This is a genomic window from Polaromonas sp. P4_F4 (assembly GCF_056401355.1).
On record NZ_JBFUJO010000005.1, the window covers coordinates 73,365 to 88,081 of the forward strand.

The following is a 14,717-nucleotide window of genomic DNA, read 5'->3' on the forward strand; positions in this document are numbered from 1 at the left end:
GTCGTTGACGTCGTTCGTATCATCATTTTTTTTCTGGAGTCCCTGATGACGGCGCAGCCCCTGATCCAGAACTGCTGTCCGCCGCTTTACTGTATAAAAACTGGCTGATCAGACTTTCAAGCACCACGGCCGACTGGGTCTGTTTGATCACATCCCCCGCGGCGAGGTTTTTCTCATCCCCACCGGCCTCCACGCCGATGTACTGCTCACCCAGCAAACCGCTGGTCAGTATTTTCAGCGAACTGTCCTTCGGAAAGGCATAGCGGCTTTCCATGGCCAGGCGAACGCTGGCCTGGTAGGACTTGTCGTCAAAAGTGATATTTTCAACCCTCCCGACAACAACGCCAGCACTTTTGACCGCAGCCCGTGGTTTCAGGCCGCCGATATTGTCAAACTTGGCCGTGACGCGGTACGAGGTGTCAAAACTCAAGGTCAGCAAGTTGGCAGATTTGAGCGCCAGAAACAGCATGGCTGCGCCACCTATCAGGACAAACAAGCCAACCCACACGTCGTTTTTTGAGCGTTGCATCTTTTTTCTTTCAATGACTCAGGCCGGCCCCTGCAGCAATTGCAGGCCTGTCGGCCTTCCTGTCTTTGCGGAATCGCCGCATGGCGCACGCAAATGGATTAAATTTTCGCATGGCTGGCTTCAGAAGGTGCGCGCCGCGTTTTAAAGGCTGAACATCCAGGCCGTCAACAAAAAGTCCAGTCCGAGCACAGCCAGCGAAGCCACCACCACGGTACGGGTCGTCGCGCGCGACACGCCTTCCGGCGTGGCCTGTGCCTCAAACCCCTGGTGCAGCGCCACAAAAGTAACAGTTACACCAAATACAAGACTTTTGATCACGCCATTGCCGACGTCGCGCCAGACATCGACGCCGGCCTGCATCTGGCTCCAGAACGAACCCGCATCGACACCGATCATCAGCACGCCGACCACCCAGCCGCCGATGATGCCGACGGCACTGAACACCGCAGCAAGCAGCGGCATGGCGATCACACCCCCCCAGAACCGGGGTGCCAGAATGCGGCGCACCGGATCCACCGCCATCATTTCCATCGCGGACAGCTGCTCTCCGGCTTTCATGAGGCCAATTTCAGCGGTCAGGGAGGTGCCGGCACGGCCGGCAAACAGCAGGGCCGTGACCACCGGCCCCAGTTCACGCACCAGGCTAAGCGCCACCAGCAGGCCCAGCGCCTCCGAGGAGCCATAACGCTGCAGCGTGTAGTAGCCCTGCAGGCCCAGCACAAAACCCACAAAAAGGCCTGACACCGTGATGATGGCCAGTGAGTAATTGCCGAGGAAGAATATCTGGTCACGCACCAGGCCGAAACGGGCCAGCGCCGGGCCCGTCAGCGCCAGCAGGCGTGACATCAGGTGCGCGGCGTGGCCAAGCTCGGCAAGCTGGCTGCGCGTGGTAAAGCCCAAACTGGAAAGCAGGTGGACAGGGCTGTAGCGACTCATGAACGGCCCCTGCCCGCTGCAACCTGATTGCCAAAATCAGTGGCGACATCCGGCCCGGGGTAATGGAATTTCACGGGGCCTTCGCTTTGCGCGTTGACAAACTGATGGACCAGCGGGTCGGTGGAGTTCCGTACCTCGTCGGGCGTGCCCTGCGCGGCAATGCCGCCATTGGCCAGAATGATGACTTTGTCGGCGATGTGAAAGGTTTCTTCGAGGTCGTGTGAAACCACGATGCTGGTAATGCCCAGCGTGTCGTTGAGCTGGCGGATCAGCTTCGCAGCCGTTCCCAGCGAAATCGGATCCAGCCCGGCAAAGGGCTCGTCGTACATGATGAGTTCCGGGTCCAGCACGATGGCTCGCGCAAGCGCCACACGTCGCGCCATGCCGCCTGAAATTTCGCTGGGCATCAGATCGCGCGCGCCGCGCAGCCCCACCGCATTGAGCTTCATCAGAACGATGTCCCGAATCAGTGCATCGCTCAGCGCGGTGTGCTCGCGCAAGGGAAACGCCACGTTGTCAAACACGCTCAGATCGGTGAACAGCGCACCAAACTGGAACAGCATGCCCATGCGGCGCCTCGCCTCGTAAAGTTCGGACTGCACCAGTTTGCCAATATTTTTGCCATCGAACAGGACTTCGCCCTGATTGGCTTTTTGCTGCCCGCCAATCAGGCGCAAGACCGTGGTCTTGCCACCGCCCGACGCTCCCATCAGCGCCGTGACCTTGCCCCGCGGCACCGACAGGGTGACCCGGTCGAGAATGACGCGGTCCCCGGCAGAGCCCGGATAGGAGAAGGTCACATCCTTGAATTCGACCAGCGATGAAGCGGAAATGTCGGCCATGGGAAAAGAAAGGGCCAACGAGCGCGTCGGCATTGCTAGGGAATGCCCTAATGATACGGGGTTTGCCCTGTCTTATCCGCGGCGCCCAGGCCGCACGCCTGCCTCAGAAATGAGCGAATGCCGTCGTCCCGCCACAGCAAGCCGCAGCGATGACACGAGAATCGCCCATCAACCCACTGTTTACGGGCTTCAATCGCTCCTCTTTTTATAGCAATTAACCACTCTGCAACCATCGCCCATCTCAGCGCATCAGGTCGCTCGACAATCACCCGCACATCACATGGTGGCCTTCGCGCAACACAAGCGCCAGCCTGCGTTGTGCTCAATACGAGCCGTGGGTGATGGGTGATGGGTGATGGGTGATGGGCGAAAGGCGTCGCAGCGCTTAGTGTGGCAGGTCACTGTACCCCATGAGGAACTCGTCAACGGAGCGCGCGGCCTGACGGCCTTCGCGCACTCCAAGCGCAAGCTTGGGGTTTATTTAACCGCCCCTTGGGGCGATTTGCGAAGGCCGGGCACAGCGCTTAGCGAGGCAAGTCGCTGTAGCCCATCAGAAATTCGTCGGCAGCGCGCGCGGCCTGGCGGCCCTCGCGAATCGCCCACACGACCAGGCTTTGACCGCGCCGGATGTCGCCGGCCGCAAACACCTTGGGCACATTGGTGGCATAACCGCCCGTGAAGTCAGTGCTCGCTTTGGCGTTGCCGCGGTTGTCCTTCTCGACACCAAAAGCCTCCAGGACCGAAGCGACCGGTGAGATAAAACCCATGGCCAGCAACACCAGGTCGGCCTTCAGCGTCTGCTCCGACCCCGGCACTTCGACCATCTTGCCGTCCTTCCATTCGACGCGAACGGTTTTCAGGCCGGTGACCTTACCTTTTTCGCCCATCAACTCCTTCGTGGAGATCGCGAACTCGCGCTCGCAGCCTTCTTCGTGGCTGGAACTGGTGCGCAGCTTGATCGGCCAGTACGGCCAGGTCATCGGCCGGTTTTCCTCTTCGGGGGGCTGGGGCATCAGTTCAAACTGGGTCACGCTGGCCGCACCGTGGCGGTTGCTGGTCCCGACGCAATCGGACCCGGTGTCTCCGCCGCCAATCACGATGACATGCTTGCCATCGGCCTTGATCTGGCCTTTGACCTTGTCACCCGCATTGATCTTGTTTTGCTGCGGCAGGAACTCCATGGCGAAATGCACGCCGTCCAGATCCCGGCCGGGCACAGGCAAATCGCGAGACTGCTCGGCGCCACCCGTCAGGATGATGGCGTCAAAGTCCTTTTGCAACTGCTCGGCCGATATCGTTTCCTTGGCCCAATTCGTGACTTTGGAATCCTTGGGCAGGCTGCCGATCATCACGCCGGCGCGGAAAGTGACACCTTCGGCCTGCATCTGCTCGACGCGGCGGTCAATATGGATTTTCTCCATCTTGAAGTCGGGAATGCCGTAGCGCAGCAAGCCGCCAATACGGTCGTTTTTCTCAAACAGCGTGACATCATGGCCGGCGCGCGCCAACTGCTGTGCCGCGGCCATGCCGGCGGGGCCGGAGCCCACTACCGCCACTTTTTTGCCGGTCTTGTGCTTGGGCAACTCGGGCCTGACCCAGCCTTCGGACCAGGCACGGTCGATGATGGCATGCTCGATTGACTTGATGCCGACCGGATCGTTGTTCACGTTCAGTACGCAGGCTGCCTCGCAGGGCGCGGGGCAGATGCGACCGGTGAACTCCGGAAAGTTGTTGGTGCTGTGCAGCGTGTCGATCGCGTTTTTCCAGTCGGCACGAAACACCATGTCATTGAAATCGGGAATGATGTTGTTGACCGGACAGCCGCTGTTGCAAAAGGGCGTGCCGCAGTCCATGCAGCGTGCCGCCTGCTTGCCGGCCTGCGCATCGTTCAGCCCGATGACAAATTCCTTGTAGTTTTTCAGGCGCTCGGGCACAGGCTTGTAGCCCTCCTCGATGCGCTGGTATTCCATGAAGCCGGTGATTTTTCCCATGATCAGTCCTGTCGGTTCCGTTATCGTGATGAGTACAAGTTTGCTGCGGCCAGGCCTTACTTGGCCGCCACGGCTTCCTGGTTGGTAGCCACTTGCGAGCGGGTGGTTTCAGTCGCAGCTTCGAGCCTGCGCTCCTTGCGCTCGATCAACGCCCGTTTGTACTCATTCGGGAACACTTTCACAAACTTCAGACGCGCCTCGCTCCAGTTGTCGAGCAATTCCCTTGCGCGTTTGCTGCCCGTCCAGCGGTTGTGGTCCTGCAGCAGGCGCTTGAGCAATTCCTCGTCACTCTCACCGGCATGCCAGTCCGATTCATGGGCGTGCTGCTCGACGGTGCTCACCACCCGGTCCATGGACACCATGGAGGTATTGCAGCGCGTTGCAAACAAGCCGTCTTCGTCGTAGACATAGGCCACGCCGCCGCTCATGCCGGCGGCGAAGTTGCGGCCGGTCTTGCCCAGTACCGCCACCGTGCCGCCGGTCATGTATTCGCAGCCATGGTCGCCCGTGCCTTCCACCACCGCCGTGGCACCCGACAGTCGCACCGCAAAACGCTCACCGGCCACACCGCTGAAAAACGCTTCGCCGGTGGTGGCGCCATACAGCACCGTGTTGCCGACGATGGTGTTTTTATGCGACTCACCCCGGAAGTCAATACTGGGTCGCACCACGATGCGGCCGCCGGAAAGACCCTTGCCGGTGTAGTCGTTGGCATCGCCAATCAGGTACATGGTGATGCCCTTGGCGAGGAAAGCGCCAAACGACTGGCCACCGGTACCCTCAAGCTGGATACGCAGGGTGTCATCAGGCAGGCCTTCAGGATGGCGGCGCGTCAGCTCGCCCGACAGCATGGCGCCGACGGTGCGGTTGACGTTGCGCGCCACCTCAATAAACTGCACTTTCTCGCCTTTCTCCAGAGCGGCTTTTGACTTCTCGATCAGGCGGACGTCCAGTGCCTTGTTCAGCGCGTGATCCTGCTCCATCACATGCAGGCGCGGCACATCGGCCGGCACATTGGGCTGGTAGAACAGGCGGCCGAAGTCCAGGCCGCGGGCCTTCCAGTGCTCAATGCCTTTTTGCGTATCGAGCAGGTCGGCACGGCCAATCAGGTCATCGAACTTGCGCACGCCCAGCTGGGCCATCAACTGACGCGCCTCTTCAGCCACAAAGAAGAAATAGTTGACCACATGCTCAGGCTTGCCGCTGAATTTCTGGCGCAGCACCGGGTCTTGCGTGGCCACACCCACCGGGCAGGTGTTCAGGTGGCACTTGCGCATCATGATGCAGCCCTCGACCACCAGCGGCGCCGTGGCAAAGCCGAATTCGTCGGCGCCCAGTAGAGCGCCAATGACCACGTCACGGCCGGTTTTCATCTGCCCGTCAGCCTGCACGCGAATGCGGCCACGCAGGCGGTTGAGCACCAGCGTCTGCTGGGTCTCGGCCAGGCCGATTTCCCAGGGAGAACCGGCGTGCTTGATGGACGACCAGGGCGAAGCGCCCGTACCGCCGTCATGGCCGGCAATCACCACATGGTCGGACTTGGCCTTGGCCACGCCCGCGGCAATCGTGCCCACACCGACTTCGCTGACCAGCTTGACGCTAATGCTGGCGCGCGGATTGACGTTCTTCAGATCGTGGATCAGTTGCGCCAGATCTTCGATGGAATAAATGTCATGGTGCGGCGGTGGCGAAATCAGGCCGACACCGGGCACGGAGTAACGCAGGTGGCCGATGTAGTCACTCACCTTGCCGCCGGGCAATTGGCCGCCTTCGCCGGGCTTGGCGCCCTGCGCCATCTTGATCTGGATCTGGTCGGCTGACACAAGGTATTCAGCCGTGACACCAAATCGGCCGGAGGCGACCTGCTTGATGCGCGAACGCAGGGAGTCGCCGTCCTGCAACGGAAGATCCACCTCGACCTGCTTGGGGCCGATGACGCTTTTGAGCGTTTCACCCTTTTTGATCGGAATGCCCTTGAGCTCCTGGCGATAGCGGTTCGGATCCTCGCCGCCTTCGCCGGTGTTGCTCTTGCCGCCGATGCGGTTCATCGCGACGGCCAGCGTGGCATGGGCTTCGGTGCTGATCGAGCCGAGCGACATCGCGCCGGTCGCAAAACGCTTGACGATTTCCTTGGCCGGCTCGACCTCGTCGATCGGGATGGCTTTCGACGGATCGATCCTGAACTCGAACAGTCCGCGCAAGGTCATGTGGCGACGGTTCTGGTCGTTGATCAGCTGGGCATATTCCTTGTAGGTGTTCCAGTTGTTGGAACGTGTGGAATGCTGCAGCTTGGCGATCGCGTCTGGCGTCCACATATGGTCCTCGCCGCGCACGCGCCAGGCGTACTCGCCGCCGGCGTCCAGCATGTTGGCGAGCACCGGGTCATCGCTGAACGCCGCCTTGTGCATGCGCAGGGCTTCTTCGGCGATCTCGAACACGCCCATGCCTTCCACCTGGCTGGCGGTGCCGCTGAAGAATTTGGCCACGGTGTCGCGGTTCAGGCCGATCGCCTCAAACAGCTGGGCACCGCAGTAGCTCATGTAGGTCGACACGCCCATCTTGGACATGATCTTGGACAGTCCCTTGCCAATCGCCTTGGTGTAGTTGTAGACCGCCTTGTCGGTGCTCAGGTCGCCGGGCAGGCCCCTTGACAGCTCGGCCAGGGTTTCCATGGCGAGGTAGGGGTGAACGGCCTCGGCGCCATAGCCCGCCAGCACCGCGAAGTGATGCACCTCGCGCGCCGAGCCGGTTTCCACCACCAGTCCGGCCGTGGTGCGCAGGCCCTCTTTCACCAAGTGCTGGTGAATCGCGGACAGCGCCAGCAAAGCCGGAATCGCCACCTGCGTGGCGCTCACGGCGCGGTCGCTCACGATCAGGATGTTCTTGCCGTCCTTGATCGCATCCACCGCTTCGGCGCACAGTGACGCCAGCTTGGCCTCCACGCCCTCGTGGCCCCAGGCCAGCGGGTAGGTGATGTCCAGCGTATAGCTCTTGAACTTTCCCTGGGTGTGCGCCTCGATGTCGCGCAGCTTTTGCATGTCGGCCACGTTGAGCACGGGCTGGCTGACTTCCAGCCGCATTGGCGGGTTGACCTGGTTGATGTCCAGCAGGTTGGGCTTGGGGCCGATGAAGGACACCAGCGACATCACGATGGCTTCGCGGATCGGGTCGATCGGCGGGTTGGTGACCTGCGCGAACAGTTGCTTGAAGTAGTTGTAGAGCGGCTTGTTCTTGTTGGACAGCACGGCCAGCGGGCTGTCGTTGCCCATGGAGCCGGTGGCTTCTTCGCCGTTGGTGGCCATAGGCGACATCAGGAACTTGATGTCTTCCTGGGTGTAGCCAAAAGCCTGCTGGCGATCGAGCAGGCTGAGATCGGTCGCTGGCGTTGTTGCAGCCACTGCGGCTGCCGTCTTGCCCGCCACATCGTCGAGCTTGATGCGCAGGTTTTCAATCCACTGCTTGTAGGGCTTGCTGTGTGCCAGCGTCGCCTTGATTTCCTCATCGTCCACCATGCGGCCCTGCTCGAGGTCGATCAGGAACATCTTGCCGGGCTGCAGACGCCACTTGCGCACGATCTTGTGCTCGGGAATCGGCAACACGCCGGATTCCGAGGCCATGATGACCAGATCGTCGTCAGTGACGCAATAGCGTGAAGGACGCAGGCCATTGCGGTCCAGCGTGGCGCCAATCTGGCGGCCATCGGTGAACACGATGGAGGCCGGGCCATCCCACGGTTCCAGCATCGCGGCATGGTATTCATAGAAGGCCTTGCGGCGCTCGTCCATGGTGGTGTGCTGCTCCCACGGCTCGGGGATCATCATCATCACGGCCTGGCTGATCGGGTAGCCCGCCATGGTCAGCAACTCCAGGCAGTTGTCAAAGGTCGCCGTGTCCGACTGACCCGCGAAGCTGATGGGGTAGAGCTTTTGCAAATCGGCCCCCAGCACGGGAGAGGACATCACGCCCTCGCGCGCCTTCATCCAGTTGTAGTTGCCCTTGACGGTGTTGATCTCACCGTTGTGCGCCACATACCGGTACGGGTGAGCCAGCGGCCACTCGGGGAACGTGTTGGTCGAAAACCGCTGGTGCACCAGGCCGAGCGCCGAGACGCAGCGGGTGTCAGTCAGGTCACGGTAGTAGGTACCCACCTGATCGGCCAGCAGCAGGCCTTTGTAAACCACCGTGCGGCTGGACATGCTGGGAACGTAATATTCCTTGCTGTGCGTCAGGCGCAGGTTCTGGATGGCCGCGCTGGCCGTTTTGCGGATCACATACAGCTTGCGCTCGAGGGCGTCCTGCACGATGACGTCGTTGCCGCGGCCGATGAAGATCTGGCGCAGGATAGGCTCTTTTTCGCGCACCGTCGGCGACATGGGCATGTCGCGATTGACCGGCACATCGCGCCAGCCCAGCAGCACCTGGCCTTCCGCCTTGACGGCGCGTTCCAGCGCCTGCTCGCAAGCCAGACGTGAGGCATGCTCTTTCGGCAAGAACACCATGCCCACGCCGTACTCACCCGGCGGCGGCAGCGCGACACCCTGCTTTGCCATTTCCTCACGGTACAGCGCATCCGGCAGCTGGATCAGGATGCCGGCGCCATCGCCCATCAGTTTGTCGGCACCCACCGCGCCCCGGTGATCGAGGTTTTCAAGGATTTTCAGACCCTGCTGAACGATGGCGTGGGATTTGTGCCCCTTGATGTGCGCGACAAACCCAACCCCGCAAGCGTCATGCTCATGGGCTCCGGAGTACAAACCGTGTTCTTCAAAATGTTTGATTTCAGCAGCCGTGGTCATGGCGATTCCTCATCGGTTTGGGAGAAAAGCGGCACAACAGGCACGCGCCCTCTTCTCCGCAATGTTCATAATTTTTTGCAGGGACTGAGAGCATAGTGCACTGCAACAACAATGCCAAGCACTTTAATTAGGGTCAGACTCTAATTAATGCCATATAAAAACAATCAAATAATAATTGGGGACACATATCAATCACCCGGAAATACCCGACAGGCGCCACCTGGGGCACTCAAGAGGATGCTGATTTGCGAGCCGGACGGCCGGCCCGGTTTTTTTGGACGCGACGCGCGGTCCGCTTTTGCAATTCAGCCACAAAGCCCTCCCCCCCCAGCGCCCAGCCGCCGAGGACTGACCGGGTCAGTGCATCCTGCTGCGCCGGCGAGATTCCCGCACGCACCAATTCGGCGTAAGCCACTTCCCGCTCAAACGGCGTGTTGCCCAGCGCCCAGAACAGCGGATGGGGCGTCACGAGCCTGTCGGCCCGCAAACCGGCGTAATGGCCATGGCTGGACCAGGGGTAGTCTTTGGGATCCCCTGCCAGCCCGTTTCGGACCGGATTGAGGTCGATATAGGCCATGCAGGGCAGCAGATAGCGCTCCGCTTCTATCAAGGTCGAGCGGTAACGCCCTTCCCACAAGGTCCCGGAGCGTGCCTGGCTGTCATTGAAGTAACGCACATAGCGCCGGCCGACAGCCTGCATCATCTGGGGCAGGCCCTCGGCGCTTGCCGGTGTAGCAAGCAAATGAAAATGATTGCCCATCAATACATAGGCGTGCAATGCCACCCCGAATTTGCGGGCGTTTTCTTCCAGCAGGGCCAGCAGCATCTGGTAATCGGCTACCGATGAAAAAATGTCCTGCTGGTTATTGCCGCGCTGAAGGATGTGATGGGGGCAGCCTGCAAGCGTGAGGCGGGGAAGACGGGCCATGGATGGGGTGACTGGAGGTGCCTGGAGTGATGCGTCATGATAATTGGAATCCGACCCCAATATTGACCGCGATAACCAGGCCCCCCTCATTTCGATCTCCAGCGGCCGATGGCCCGGTCGGGAATTTATCGAACGACCTTTCCGTCGGGTGTGATCGTGACCAGGTCGATCGCCCGCACGGATTCATATTTTTTGGCGCGAAGATTGACGCGAAAGCCGCCCACGTCGTAGTCCGTCATGGATTCGAAGGCTTTTTGCAGGCCAGCACGGTCCGGCTTGCCACCGCCCGAGACACTGCGGCGCACACCTTCGGAAAATGTACGGGCGGCGATGTACCCCTCCACGCTTTCGTAGCTGGGTGTCTGGTCGGTCTGGTTCAGCACATCCAAGTATTCCTTGATGATGGGTGTGGCGGTGCTGCGCGGCGAGGGTACAACCTGGGAAATGACGATGCCGCCAATCTCTTTGCCCAACGCACTGAACAAGGGGTCTATGCCGACCACCGAAAAGTTCAGGAACTGGCCACCAAAGCCGGCCCGCCGCATTTTGCGGATGAAGGCGGCCGATGAATTGAAGAGGCTGACCTGAATGATGGCCTGGGGCTCTGCCTTGAGCAGCTGGGCCACTGCCGCATCGACCTTGTCGCTGTTGACCGGCGACAGGGCACTGGCCACGATGGGTGGACGTTTGAGGTCGAGCAGCGCCTGGTTGATGGCGGCCAGCCCGGCGCGTCCCATCGCATCGTCTTCGGCAAACACGGCAATGCGGTCCTGGTTAAGGGTGGCGCAGTGGCGCGTCACCTTGTAAGCCTCATCCGCCAGCGCCGGACGAACATGAAACACATGGGCGAGGGCCGGATCGTGCAGCGCATCCGAGGCGGCAAAAGGTGCAAAAAACAGGGCACCCGTCGGTTTGGCGACAGCAAAGGCGGAATCGCAACTCGCGGTGCCGACAAAGCCGAACAGCGCATCGACGCCCTGATCCAGCAACTGCCGGGCATTGCCGGCCGCCCGGACGGGATCGTAGCCATCATCCAGCGCCTTGACGTCGATCCGATAGCCGCCCGCACCATTTTTTGCATTGATGGCGTCAAAGTAAAGTTTGGCGCCGTTGAGGTAAGCCAGCCCGATCTGGTCGGCTGCGCCCGTCAGCGGCACGGACTGCCCCACGACCACCTTTCGCGCAGCCTTGACAGTTTGCGCCCGGAGCGCGGGACTTGCCACCAGGGCACCTGTGAAAACACCACCCAGAATTAATTGCCGCCGATTGGGAATCATGAAAACACCTTTCCAGATACAAGACAACCAAGCAGCTTTAATGCCTGCGCTGCTACGGGTGCCCAGCACAAATTTTGGGCAGGCCATGCAGGGTAATCCGTGAATCCATCCAAAGCCAGCCCGGAAAATGCTGACATGTCATAAGGCTATGCATTTCCCTCTGCATGCGCGGGTTTCTACCAATCGTGGGGGTCTACTTCATTTCTGCAGCTGTTACGTCCGCGCTGACAACTGGCGATGGATCTGCCACGCTGGCAGGCCGGTGGCATCAGACGCGCGCTGTCAAAGCGAAAAGGCGGCGCGACCCTTGAGGCGCTCATGCTCCCTGGCGGCGAAACGGTCCGTCATGCCGGCGATGTAGTCAGCCACCACACGCTCGGGTTTTGCCCCAGCGGAATAGGGCATGTCGATCCCGGCTGCACGGTCTATATGTGCCTGTGGCATCTGCGCGGGGTCGGCCATATAGGCCTCGAACAAATCGCGAACCACTTGCTTGGCCGCCTGCGTGGTTTGCACCACTTGCGGGTGCCGGTATAAATTTTGTAGCAAAAATCGCTTGAGGGACGCGGACTGTGCCGCCATCTCTTCGGTAAAACACACCAGCGGGGGATGCTGGCGTACGGCCTGGACGTCGGCCGGCGCGGCTGCCTGCAAAGCCATCCGTGTCGCATCGATGACGTTGTAGACCTGCGCACTCAGCATGCGGCGTATGGTTTCAAACAGCAGCCGCCGGCCCTGCAGGCCCGGATGTGCCAGGCCCGTTTCGTGGCGGTACTGGCTGAACAGCGCCACATCCTCCAACTGTTCCAGGCTGAGCAAGCCCGAACGGACACCATCATCAATATCGTGGGCGTTGTAGGCAATTTCATCCGCAAGATTGGCCAGTTGCGCCTCCAGACTGGGTTGCAGCCATCGAGGGCTCGTTGATGCCGATGCGACAAAACGCCGGGCTACGCCACCGGGTTCACGCGCCTCGATATGGCGAGCATTGCGCTTTGAGCAGTGCTTCAAAATTCCTTCGCGTGTCTCAAACGTCAGATTCAGGCCGTTGTAGTTGGGATAACGCTCCTCCAGCGTGTCCACGACCCGCAGGCTCTGCAGGTTGTGCTCGAAGCCCGCGCTCCGCGGATTGTGGTTTTTCAGGCATTGGTTCAGTGCATCCTGGCCGGCATGTCCGAATGGCGTGTGACCCAGGTCGTGCGCAAGGGCAATGGCCTCAACCAGATCTTCGTTGAGCTGCAGGGTACGGGCAATTGACCGCCCCAGCTGTGCGACCTCCAGCGAATGGGTCAGGCGTGTGCGAAAGAGATCACCCTCGTGGTTCAGAAATACCTGGGTTTTATAGACCAGGCGGCGAAACGCCGTGGAATGCACAATCCGGTCGCGGTCGCGCTGGAACTCAGAGCGTGTCGGCGCCGCAGGCTCGGGGTAGCGGCGGCCGCGCGACAGCGCCGGATCACAAGCATAGGCCGCAGCACTCATGACTCACTCATCCAGACAGCTTCCAGCCTTCATGAAATCGGCCACATTTACCGGCCCCATCGCCCATCACGCACAACAGGCATCGATGACTTCGCGCACGAGCGCATCGGGTGCGCCACGCACCGCCGCCTTGCCAGGCCCATCAATCACCACGAAGCGGATTTCACCGGCCTCGGATTTTTTATCGACGCGCATCAGCTCGAGATAACGGCCGGCATTGTCAGTGGCGGACAGCACAGGTCCCTTGACGGGCAGGCCAGCACGCAGGACGAGCCCTGTCAGGCGCTCCACAAAAGCCATATCGACCAGGCCCAGGCGCTGCGACAAATGCGCAGCCATCACCATGCCGCAACCCACCCCCTCGCCGTGCAGCCACTCGCCATAGCCCAGCCCCGACTCAATCGCGTGGCCAAAAGTGTGGCCGAAATTCAAGATCGCCCGCAAGCCCGACTCGCGCTCGTCCTGCCCCACCACCCAGGCCTTGATCTCGCAGCTGCGCTGAATGGCATGCGCCAGTGCGGCTGGGTCTTTGCCCAGCAAGGCATCGAGGTGCCCCTCAATCCAGTCGAGAAACGCCATGTCGGCGATCGGCCCGTATTTGATGATCTCGGCCAGGCCCGCGCTCAGTTCACGCGAAGGCAGTGTGACGAGTACATCCAGGTCGCAAACGACCAGGAGAGGCTGGTAAAACGCGCCGATCATGTTTTTTCCCAGCGGGTGGTTGATGGCCGTTTTGCCGCCCACCGATGAATCCACCTGCGCCAGCAAGGTCGTGGGAACCTGCACAAATGGCACGCCGCGCATGTAGCTTGCGGCGGCAAATCCGGTCATGTCGCCGACCACCCCCCCACCCAGCGCGAACAGCACGGTTTTTCGGTCACAACCGTTTTCCAGCAGCGCATCAAAAATCAGCTGCAGGGTCGGCCAGTCTTTGTGGGCCTCGCCATCGGGCAAAGTCACCTGCAAGACCTTCTCATAACGCGCCCGGAGGGCCTGCGTGAGCCGGGCCGCATACAAGGGAGCCACGGTGGTATTGGAAACAATGAGCGCCGTGCTCGCTTTGGGCAGCTGCTCGTAGGTCGAAGCGTCGCCCAGCAGGTTCACGCCAATGGCAATCGGATAGCTGCGTTCGGCCAGATGGATACGAACCTGCGCCGCAGCGGGGGAGGAGTTTGCTTGCATAACCGCAAGTGTAGAGGCACTCCACCGCCCAGCGGGTGCCGCCGGTCTTTGCGCCGCCACCGCAACAGCGCGGCCGGCGCGTGACATCAGACTAAGGCGCAGGAACCACGCCCGCCAGTTCCAGCTGTATGAGAATCATGTTGACCAGGGTCGACACCGAAGGACGGCCGGTTTCAATCACGAACCGGGCGGTTTCCCGATACAGCGGGTCGCGCGCGATGTAAAGGTCGCGCAATCGCGCCAGTGGATCGGCGACCTGAAGCAGCGGCCGGTTCTGGTCATGCCGCAAGCGCCGAAACACCTCTTCCGGCGCCGAATGCAAATACACGACCTGCGCCCGCACCCGCAAGTGCTCGCGGTTCACGGGACGGAGCACGGCGCCGCCGCCGGTGGAGAGCACACAGGGCGCTCCCTGGGTCAACTCATCGATGACCAGCTGTTCAAGATCGCGGAACGAAACCTCGCCTTCGCGCTCAAAAAACTCGCGAATGGAGCAACCGATACGCTGCTCTATGACCTGGTCTGAATCAACAAACGGCAGACCCAGCCTGCGGGCAAGCTGCCTGCCCACGGTGGACTTCCCGGATCCCGGCAGGCCTACACAGGCGATTTTCAACAGGTTTGCATTCACTTGAATAGGCAGTATGCCAGCGCTGAAGGCATCGGAAAGAAACGCCTCAAAAATTGGGACGCTCAACAAAGAAGCGAAGCTGACGTCCTCCCAGGCAATGTCAGCTTTCGCCCTCAAGCGACT

Annotated in this window: 10 protein-coding genes; all 10 read right to left on the bottom strand. The window is 60.9% G+C overall.

Translation table 11 applies throughout. The annotated features are described in order from the left end of the window. Window positions 1–22: 22 nt before the first annotated feature. The 10 genes from mlaD to AC1DUR_RS07590 all read right to left on the bottom strand — a co-directional run bounded on the left by mlaD (window position 23) and on the right by AC1DUR_RS07590 (window position 14,579). On the bottom strand, window positions 23–529 hold the full coding sequence (gene mlaD, locus AC1DUR_RS07545) for an outer membrane lipid asymmetry maintenance protein MlaD (RefSeq protein WP_477717703.1): 507 nt from the start codon (window positions 527–529) through the stop codon (window positions 23–25). Between the two features lie 141 nt (window positions 530–670). Beyond that, a complete protein-coding gene (mlaE, locus tag AC1DUR_RS07550; protein WP_477717702.1) occupies window positions 671–1,465 on the bottom strand; it encodes a lipid asymmetry maintenance ABC transporter permease subunit MlaE in 795 nt (264 codons plus the stop codon). Next, window positions 1,462–2,307 carry an ABC transporter ATP-binding protein gene (locus AC1DUR_RS07555; RefSeq protein ID WP_477717701.1) on the bottom strand — a complete coding sequence of 282 codons (846 nt, stop codon included), beginning with the start codon at window positions 2,305–2,307 and terminating at the stop codon, window positions 1,462–1,464. Before AC1DUR_RS07555 ends, mlaE begins: the two co-directional genes overlap by 4 nt. A 524-nt stretch (window positions 2,308–2,831) precedes the next feature. Further along, entirely contained in the window at window positions 2,832–4,298 is a 1,467-nt protein-coding gene (locus AC1DUR_RS07560) for a glutamate synthase subunit beta (protein WP_477717700.1), read from the bottom strand. 56 nt (window positions 4,299–4,354) lie between these two features. Continuing rightward, a complete protein-coding gene (locus tag AC1DUR_RS07565; protein ID WP_477717699.1) occupies window positions 4,355–9,094 on the bottom strand; it encodes a glutamate synthase-related protein in 4,740 nt (1,579 codons plus the stop codon). A gap of 229 nt (window positions 9,095–9,323) precedes the next feature. Continuing rightward, window positions 9,324–10,022, bottom strand: a complete 699-nt coding sequence (locus AC1DUR_RS07570) for a transposase (protein WP_477717698.1) — start codon at window positions 10,020–10,022, stop codon at window positions 9,324–9,326. Between the two features lie 125 nt (window positions 10,023–10,147). Then, window positions 10,148–11,299, bottom strand: coding sequence for an ABC transporter substrate-binding protein (locus tag AC1DUR_RS07575; protein WP_477717697.1), 1,152 nt, complete (start codon window positions 11,297–11,299; stop codon window positions 10,148–10,150). A 282-nt stretch (window positions 11,300–11,581) separates the two neighbouring features. Beyond that, entirely contained in the window at window positions 11,582–12,781 is a 1,200-nt protein-coding gene (locus tag AC1DUR_RS07580) for a deoxyguanosinetriphosphate triphosphohydrolase (RefSeq protein ID WP_477717696.1), read from the bottom strand. Window positions 12,782–12,847: 66 nt separating this feature from the next. Next, window positions 12,848–13,963, bottom strand: coding sequence for a 3-dehydroquinate synthase (gene aroB / locus AC1DUR_RS07585; protein WP_477717695.1), 1,116 nt, complete (start codon window positions 13,961–13,963; stop codon window positions 12,848–12,850). A 91-nt stretch (window positions 13,964–14,054) separates the two neighbouring features. Next, a complete protein-coding gene (locus AC1DUR_RS07590; protein WP_477717694.1) occupies window positions 14,055–14,579 on the bottom strand; it encodes a shikimate kinase in 525 nt (174 codons plus the stop codon). Between the last annotated feature and the right edge of the window lie 138 nt (window positions 14,580–14,717).

Bases quoted from the DNA above. Each gene is read 5' to 3' on its own strand.
- mlaD (WP_477717703.1), bottom strand. From the start codon at position 529: ATGCAACGCTCAAAAAACGACGTGTGGGTTGGCTTGTTTGTCCTGATA.
- mlaE (WP_477717702.1), bottom strand. From the start codon at position 1,465: ATGAGTCGCTACAGCCCTGTCCACCTGCTTTCCAGTTTGGGCTTTACC.
- AC1DUR_RS07555 (WP_477717701.1), bottom strand. From the start codon at position 2,307: ATGGCCGACATTTCCGCTTCATCGCTGGTCGAATTCAAGGATGTGACC.
- AC1DUR_RS07560 (WP_477717700.1), bottom strand. From the start codon at position 4,298: ATGGGAAAAATCACCGGCTTCATGGAATACCAGCGCATCGAGGAGGGC.
- AC1DUR_RS07565 (WP_477717699.1), bottom strand. From the start codon at position 9,094: ATGACCACGGCTGCTGAAATCAAACATTTTGAAGAACACGGTTTGTAC.
- AC1DUR_RS07570 (WP_477717698.1), bottom strand. From the start codon at position 10,022: ATGGCCCGTCTTCCCCGCCTCACGCTTGCAGGCTGCCCCCATCACATC.
- AC1DUR_RS07575 (WP_477717697.1), bottom strand. From the start codon at position 11,299: ATGATTCCCAATCGGCGGCAATTAATTCTGGGTGGTGTTTTCACAGGT.
- AC1DUR_RS07580 (WP_477717696.1), bottom strand. From the start codon at position 12,781: ATGAGTGCTGCGGCCTATGCTTGTGATCCGGCGCTGTCGCGCGGCCGC.
- aroB (WP_477717695.1), bottom strand. From the start codon at position 13,963: ATGCAAGCAAACTCCTCCCCCGCTGCGGCGCAGGTTCGTATCCATCTG.